This is a genomic window from Mesorhizobium sp. YC-39 (genome assembly GCF_025753795.1).
Taxonomy (GTDB): domain Bacteria; phylum Pseudomonadota; class Alphaproteobacteria; order Rhizobiales; family Rhizobiaceae; genus Mesorhizobium.
Genome location: NZ_JAOWPS010000023.1, coordinates 1 through 7014 on the forward strand (window position 1 = coordinate 1; position 7014 = coordinate 7014).

The following is a 7014-nucleotide window of genomic DNA, read 5'->3' on the forward strand; positions in this document are numbered from 1 at the left end:
TCGGTCCGGCCTTCTGCAGAAGACCGGACCGACGCTTGAACCCAACGAAACAGCAAACCAGTGAAGGGGGTCAGTTCCTCACTTCGCCAAAGGGGTCAAATCCTCACTTCGCTTGACAAGCGAGACCCGCCGGCAATTGTTGACGATGAGCCCAGCGACGATTGATCGCGTTCTCAAGGACATTAAGGCGAGTGCCAGCGGGCCGCGGCGGCGGAAAGGATCAACGACGATCCGGCGTAGTGTTCCAGTTCGGACTTTCTCGGATTGGGATGACCCCGCACCCGGCTTTGTCGAGGCGGATCTTGTTTCTCATTCCGGCCCATACGCGAAGGGCGCCTTCTCGCAAACCCTGGTGTTGACCGATATCGCCACGGGCTGGACGGAATGCGCGCCGCTGCTGGTTCGCGAGCAAACGGTCCTGATCACTGCGTTGGCCGAACTGCGCAAGTTGCTGCCGTTCCCGCTGCTGGGCTTCGACACCCACAACGACAGCGTCTTCATGAACGAGAGCGTTCAGGAGTATTGCTTACGTGATAATATCGAACTCTCCCGTTGCCGCCCCTACCGGAAGAATGACCAGGCATTTGTCGAGCAGAAGAATGGCGCGGTCGTGCGTAAGATCGTTGGATATCGACGCTTCGAGGGACTGCAAGCCACACGGGAGCTAGCCAAGCTTTATTCCTCGATGCGGTTGTTCATCAATTTCTTTCAGCCATCATTTAAGTTGAAAGAAAAGCATCGTGACGGAGCCAGGGTGGTCAAGCGGTATCATCGTCCCGCCACGCCCTATCAGCGGCTGCTTGACGATGCACGCACGCCGGAGGATACGCGCCTTCGCCTCAAGGCGATGTACCTGACGCTCGATCCGGTTCGGCTGCTGCGCGACATACGCCTGGCACAACAGAGGTTGGTCGACATCGCCGACAAGCCGGACGGTTCGGCTGCCGCCGACGGCGAGGCATTGCCGCTCGAAGACTTTCTGTCCGGGTTGCGGATTGCGTGGCGTGGTGGGGAAGTGAACCCGACCGCCCGCCCCAAGCCGGCGGTCAAGCGAGAGCGGCGCAGACCCGATCCTCTCCTTGCCGTCACTGCCGAGCTTGAGGAATGGTTCGAGGCAGAGCCTTGGCGAACGTCACGAGAGTTGCTTGAGCGCTTGCAGGTCAAATATCCCGGCGTGTATCCCGACGGCCTCATTCGGACCGTGCAGCGTCGAATGAAAATCTGGCGCAGTACGCAAGCCAATGCGTTGGTGTTCGGGCCATTCGCCGATGCCGCGCGGACGGAAATTGTAGAGGTCATGCGGTGAGATCATCCCCGGATCGGCAGAGGCTAAATCTCGGGAACAACCAGTGAGGCAATCGAGAACATCCGAGTGAGGCAACGGCATTGTTCTTTGGGAACACTCGTGGGCGAGGCAATACGCGCTCTCACGTTGATTGCCGCGCCGCAGCTTCTGGCGAAACGGGATCTTCAAGGTCATCGAAAAGATGACGACCGCCCTGTCGCAAGGCGAATTCAACATCGATAGAATGTGCTGGCTCGCTGGCGTGAGCCGCGCGAGCTATTACCGTCACTGGCTGGATTCGGCCCCGCGTCGGGCGGAGACAGGTTTGCGCGATCTCATTCAGAAGCTGGCTCTCGGCAACGCGCACTACGGCTACCGCCGGATCGCAGCCCTGCTGCGGCGGGAGGGGTGGCAGGTCAATCACAAATGCGTTCTACGGATCATGCGTGAAGACAATCTGCTGTGCCTGCGCGCAAGCCCCTTTGTTCCTGTGACGACGAACTCCAGGCATGGTTGGCAAGTCGTGCCCAATCTTGCCAGAGGTATGATCCTCAATGGGGTCAACCAGCTATGGGTTGCCGATATCACTTTCCTGCATCTGGCTGAGGAGTTTGCTTTCCTTGCCGTTGTGCTTGACGCCTATAGCCGCAAGGTGGTCGGCTGGGCATTGGATACGCACCTCAGAGCAAGCCTTGCCATCGAGGCCATCGAGATGGCCATCGCTGATCGCCAACCCGAACCCGGGAGCCTCGTGCATCATTCCGACCGCGGCGTTCAATACGCGTGCGGAGCGTACTCCGAACTTCTGCACCGCCGCGGCATCCAGGCGAGCATGAGCCGTGTCGGCAATCCTTACGCTTGCGAGCAACTTGGTTGCCGCATCGTCGCTTGGGAAGTGGCCCTTGGGATCATGAGTGAAGCGGAGCTGCACCAGATCCGCATCCGCCTGCATCAAGGGGACCGGCAGAAGGCCGCGCGGGGGGAGCTTCGCATACCGCTGCCAGGTGGCTTGACCTACAACCGCTCCGGCCAAATCGTGTTCAATTTGATCAAGAAGCATTCAAGCAGACGACTGATGGAAAAGGCAGCGTAGCTAACGCGAAACTGTCCGCGATTTTCTGTGTCTCAGTCTAGGGGTGCAAATGCCGTCCGGATTTTGATCGGAATCCCGTCCGGTCATTCCCTGGAATCCGCACCTTCGCTTTCCCTGTGCTTTCATCAACAAGCGTGGCCATGCGGGACGCCATTGAATTTCCAGATACGTCCCGTTCGCACCAGCGCAGCAAATTGACCATTACGTCGTCCGCAGTGAATTCGTCGCCGTTGTTCCACTTTACACCCTTCCGCAGGTGCAGGACATATTCCGTTGCATCCTCATTCGTCTGCCAACTCTCAAGAAGTCGCGGTTCGAGAGGTTCAGGCTCGGCTGCGTCTGATCTTCGACAAATTTAAAGAGCTTAAGACCCCGCGACGCGTTATGCTTTACCTGCGCACGCACGACCTACGTGTGCGGCAGCTTCGCGGCCGCCCCTACGGCCGGCACCGAATAAATGCGGTCCGCCAAGGTCCGCAATGGTCCGGGCGATTCCTGGCGAGATCGACCCGGATATACGGCCTTCCCAGCGCATAAATATTCAATCGTCAAGTATAGTTACCTGACATTTTTGGTAAGCAAGAAGTTGATAGGAATTGAGAGACCTTGAGAGACGATTGTCCCACTCCAGTTGAAGTGCTTTATGCAGCTCTGTTGGCTTTAATCGTGTGCATTCTGTTCCTTGTATTGCCGCTGGTATTAGGTCCGATGGTTGGAGTTATCGAGATGTAAAATATCTCAAATTTAACATTACCTAGACATTCGAGGTTGCGCGACAGTATATGAGGACAAAAAAGCTTTCACGCCGAGATCATCGCGCCCAGCGCCTCAGTCAGAAGACTGACATCAATTGACTTTTTGAAGCGATCAACGGTTCTGCAACTGGGAGGAATATCCGAGCTATTCAGACTCTCGAGGAATAGGAATGGTATTTGGCGGCGCAATAGGTGCTCAGCCGCAACGAAAGTTGCCTCGCCTTGTAAGTTCACACTTAGGATAGCGCCGTCTATTGGCGATGAGGACATGATGACGTCGAGAGTGTCCTCGATAGTATAGGACGGGTGGATGACGCTTGCACCAACCTTGACAAAGGCGTCCCTCAGGTCGGACGCAAGCGTATAGTCGTCCTCCGCGATCAAAATGCTGCAGTTGCGCAGTTTGGAACTTCCCACGGATTTCCTCTAACATGCCGGCCGGGATAGCAATGACGACTGCCTGCCGCTCAGTCAACCGGGCCGGCTTTCGGAAACGGCTCCTGATCGGTACCTGCCATGAGCGCCTTCCGCCAAGGAGCCTCAAGACGACTTTGCTTATCGGCAAGCTATCGCGGAATACCCGCTCATTCATTCCGTTGATCTATATGCAATGTGCAATCCATGAATCATAAGGAGCCCGACCCTTAGTCCAAAAGACGCTCCTCAAACGGGTAGGTCGATAGCAGTTCATACCCGTCGGGGGTCACAAGGAGCTGCTCCTCGAGCTTCACACCGTCTCTTTCGCCGACAGCACCAATATAGCTTTCAACGCATATCACCATGCCTGCTTCGAGGGTCGCGTCGTACGCTATCGGACCGCGGAATATCGGTTTAACTTGCGGATATTCATCGCACATGCCGACCCCGTGTATGACGCAAGGGTAGGCCTGCTCTTGGAATTCTTCGGGCACCGGCCAGGCTGATGCTTGTAGATCCTTCATGCTGACGCCCGGACGAATAAGCTTCATGTTCGTCTGCAATTCGTCGTAGGCGAGCCGGTACAGCTGGCGCTGGCGTGCGCTAGGCCGATCCTTCCCGTAGTAGAATGTCCGTGAAACATCACAGAAATACCCAAATGGGCCAACCATATCGGTGTCAAACCCGACGAGGTCTCCCTCCTCGATGACGCGTTGGGTGGCTTCCTGGAGCCACGGATTAATTCGCGGCCCGGAAGCTAGCATTCGACCCTCATGCCAGCCGCCCTGGTTGGCGAGGTTGGTATAGTTGAGAAGTGCCCAAAGCTGCGCTTCCGTCACGCCGGGTCCCATGCTCTCCTGCATACGCGCAATGCCGTGCTCGGCTACCGCACATGCCCAGCGGATGCACGCTATCTCGTCATCCGATTTTATGACCCGCGCGCCCTCCACGATGTCCACCGCATCAATTACCTCAAGACCGCGCTGCAGCAGGGCCTGGGTTATGCTCGGGTTCACATATTCCACCGCCACCTTTCGATTGGTGGTCCCGATTTCGCTCAGGAACCCAACGATGTCGTCGGCGAAAAGCCTCGCGCCCTCCGCCAGTTCGTTGCCGCCTTCAAAAAACGAAATCGGCCTTCCCTGCCTCGCTCGGTCGGCGGAGGACGCGGAGCCAATTCCCTGATGAAGAGTGAGCGGTCCATCAAGTGGCAAAAAGAGATAGGTGACCGGGATATGCGACTGAAACAAAGGGTATGCATTATAGTCCACCGCATAGCGGAGGGTGATGGGGCTCACCAGGACACACAACGCGACATCAGCTTGGCGCATTGCCCCTCTTAGCCGCTCTTTGCGATATCCATCGAGCCTTTTAAAGTCGATGTCCGGCATGGGCCGAAACTGCCGCAAGTCACTCCAGCCGTCATTGAGCACAAACCGATCCGGACCGGAATTGGCATTCGACATGGAGCCCTCGTACATGTCCCAACTATTCTGCTGTTCAGTGACGCGGAACGCTACGGTTTAAGCTATAGGCAGCGGCGCAGCGCACTACAAATGAGTATTAGTGGTCGGCCGGATAACCAGGAGTCATGACCAAGTCACAAGGGAGCGAAAGGCTGCGTGAGGCCGTTCGCCTATGTCCACCGGGCCATGAACTTCAGCTTGCACACCGCATGACTTCTTGGCGCTTGCAAACCGGTGGGATGAACGCCCAAATCATTCGGTCCAACCATTCCCAGATACCAGAATCTCATCACTTATGCTGGACAATCCGATATTGATGACGCGTCCGAACAAGGTTGCTAGCGCGACTAGACTATCCGGAAGGGGCGAGGCTTTTGTAGAGTAGAGGCCTTCACCAGGGCCTGGAAAGCGCCAAAAGCAAAGGCCGCTTGGGCCTTTAGGAAGGCATCCGTTTCTTCTGCCGATCAGCGCTCTTGGTCGTCGACGACGATCGGCGACGAATTTTGGTGCATGAGAAGCCGACCATTGACGCGGTTCACGTCAAAGGTTGCGATTCGCGTCATTTCGATCGCCTGTCTCTGGATCGGCTATACGTGCCCGCCCGACAGACTGCTCGGTGCTTGAGGAGGCAGGGTCGAGAGCGTCCGCAACGGCATCCTTCTTCGCGCGAGGGAGGAGTGTCATGGTGAGAATGAAGGCCGAAAGCGCTAGGATCAGCACATTGGTGATGATAAGCGCCCAGTCATTCTTGAGGATCCCATAGGTCAGCCACAAGGCAAATCCCAAGACGTTGATTCCGTACATCAGTGCAGAAATGCTGCTCGTGTCCCGGGTTTTGATGATTTTCCAGGCTTGCGGGGTAAAAGCGGTCACCGAGCACAAAGCTGCGAGGTAACCAACAATCGTGACCCAATCCATGGCTTGAGCTTGCCAGCTGGCTTTTCCGTTTAACCCCTTTCGGGTGGTAATCGCGGCATGAGCGGCGCAGGCTCGGCAACTGAGATCATGACATCCGCCCAAGTCGGAGTGGCTTAGTTCCGCTCCCCCCGGTGGAGGACATCCAGACACCACATCCCGGGCGAGCCTGAAGACATCAGGAAGCACGCCATGTTCATTTGCGCTTCCTTCGCTACATAATAGACTAAGCTCAGACTGCGGAGGTCATTTAGAGTAGGTCGCTTCAGATCCTCGACCACAGCTTCCCCCCGGTCGCCCAGTTGTTTGGCTCATATTCATCAAAGACCACATGGACTTGCTCTGGTCTTAATTTCATATTATCGCAAAATAATTTTGTAATCTCAGCGGCCAAATGTTCCTTCTTATCGTCATCGGACTTGAACGTTTCTACATGAATAACCGGCATACCTTCACTCCTTCGTTGCCATCTAAAACGATATTGGCCGTAGTTGACAGCGCCTTCTTAGAAACCGTTTGGAAACTCTACTCTAGCGGCCATCTGATGGCGTTTTCTGCGCTTCCGGTGCTATCGGACCCAAATGTCCGCTCCGGTTCTCGAAACCACCACCATATGACTCGCCAGAGCGAATTTCGAAACAGTCTCTTAGCGCCCTTCGCTCAAAAACCCTGCTCTGGGCTGCCAGACATCGCATCATCGACTTCCAAATCAAGGCTGGGACCGGTCGGAAGCCAGATGTGCCGCTCTGCCACGCGAATTCCATTCTTTGGATCATGGTGACTTTCGTCAGAATTACCCAACTGCAACCGTCAAACATTTGGCCTCGATGTGGGCCGTGATCCACTACGCAAATATGCTACGGACCTGAGCTATAGGCAGCGGCGCACCTCACTTCAAATGAGTATTAGTGGCCCGCCGGATAACCAGGGGTCATGAGCGAATCTAAGGCTCGCAAAATGTCGGCACCAAGCCGTCACCGCTGTCCGATGCGCCATGACTTCAGCTTGTTTGGCACATGACTTTTTGGACGCTTGCGAACAGCCCGCATGCGGTCATAAATCACTAATCAGGGTGCGGGAAAT

The 7014-nt window shown here is 55.9% G+C and carries 4 protein-coding genes and 3 pseudogenes; 2 read left to right on the forward strand and 5 right to left on the reverse strand.

All coding sequences use genetic code 11. The features are described 5' to 3' along the window. Nucleotides 1–106 precede the first annotated feature (106 nt). A pseudogene (locus OHD62_RS35400) lies at nucleotides 107–1306 on the forward strand (transposase); the annotation flags it as partial. Nucleotides 1307–1487: 181 nt separating this feature from the next. Continuing rightward, complete coding sequence (locus OHD62_RS35405; RefSeq protein ID WP_263792384.1) at nucleotides 1488–2378, forward strand: IS3 family transposase; 891 nt, start codon at nucleotides 1488–1490, stop codon at nucleotides 2376–2378. Between the two features lie 103 nt (nucleotides 2379–2481). Here the strand turns inward: OHD62_RS35405 and OHD62_RS35410 are convergent. The 5 genes and pseudogenes from OHD62_RS35410 to OHD62_RS35430 all read right to left on the reverse strand — a co-directional run. Then, a pseudogene (locus OHD62_RS35410) lies at nucleotides 2482–2694 on the reverse strand (ABC transporter substrate-binding protein); the annotation flags it as partial. 484 nt (nucleotides 2695–3178) lie between these two features. Next, complete coding sequence (locus OHD62_RS35415; protein WP_263792385.1) at nucleotides 3179–3550, reverse strand: response regulator; 372 nt, start codon at nucleotides 3548–3550, stop codon at nucleotides 3179–3181. Nucleotides 3551–3777: 227 nt separating this feature from the next. Next, nucleotides 3778–5016: a M24 family metallopeptidase gene (locus OHD62_RS35420; protein WP_263792387.1), complete on the reverse strand. Its 1239-nt coding sequence runs from the start codon at nucleotides 5014–5016 to the stop codon at nucleotides 3778–3780. A gap of 540 nt (nucleotides 5017–5556) precedes the next feature. Beyond that, nucleotides 5557–5934: a SemiSWEET family sugar transporter gene (locus OHD62_RS35425; RefSeq protein WP_263792389.1), complete on the reverse strand. Its 378-nt coding sequence runs from the start codon at nucleotides 5932–5934 to the stop codon at nucleotides 5557–5559. 262 nt (nucleotides 5935–6196) lie between these two features. Further along, a pseudogene (locus OHD62_RS35430) lies at nucleotides 6197–6391 on the reverse strand (tautomerase family protein); the annotation flags it as partial. Between the last annotated feature and the right edge of the window lie 623 nt (nucleotides 6392–7014).

Bases quoted from the DNA above. Each gene is read 5' to 3' on its own strand.
- OHD62_RS35425 (WP_263792389.1), bottom strand. From the start codon at position 5,934: ATGGATTGGGTCACGATTGTTGGTTACCTCGCAGCTTTGTGCTCGGTG.
- OHD62_RS35420 (WP_263792387.1), bottom strand. From the start codon at position 5,016: ATGTCGAATGCCAATTCCGGTCCGGATCGGTTTGTGCTCAATGACGGC.
- OHD62_RS35405 (WP_263792384.1), top strand. From the start codon at position 1,488: ATGACGACCGCCCTGTCGCAAGGCGAATTCAACATCGATAGAATGTGC.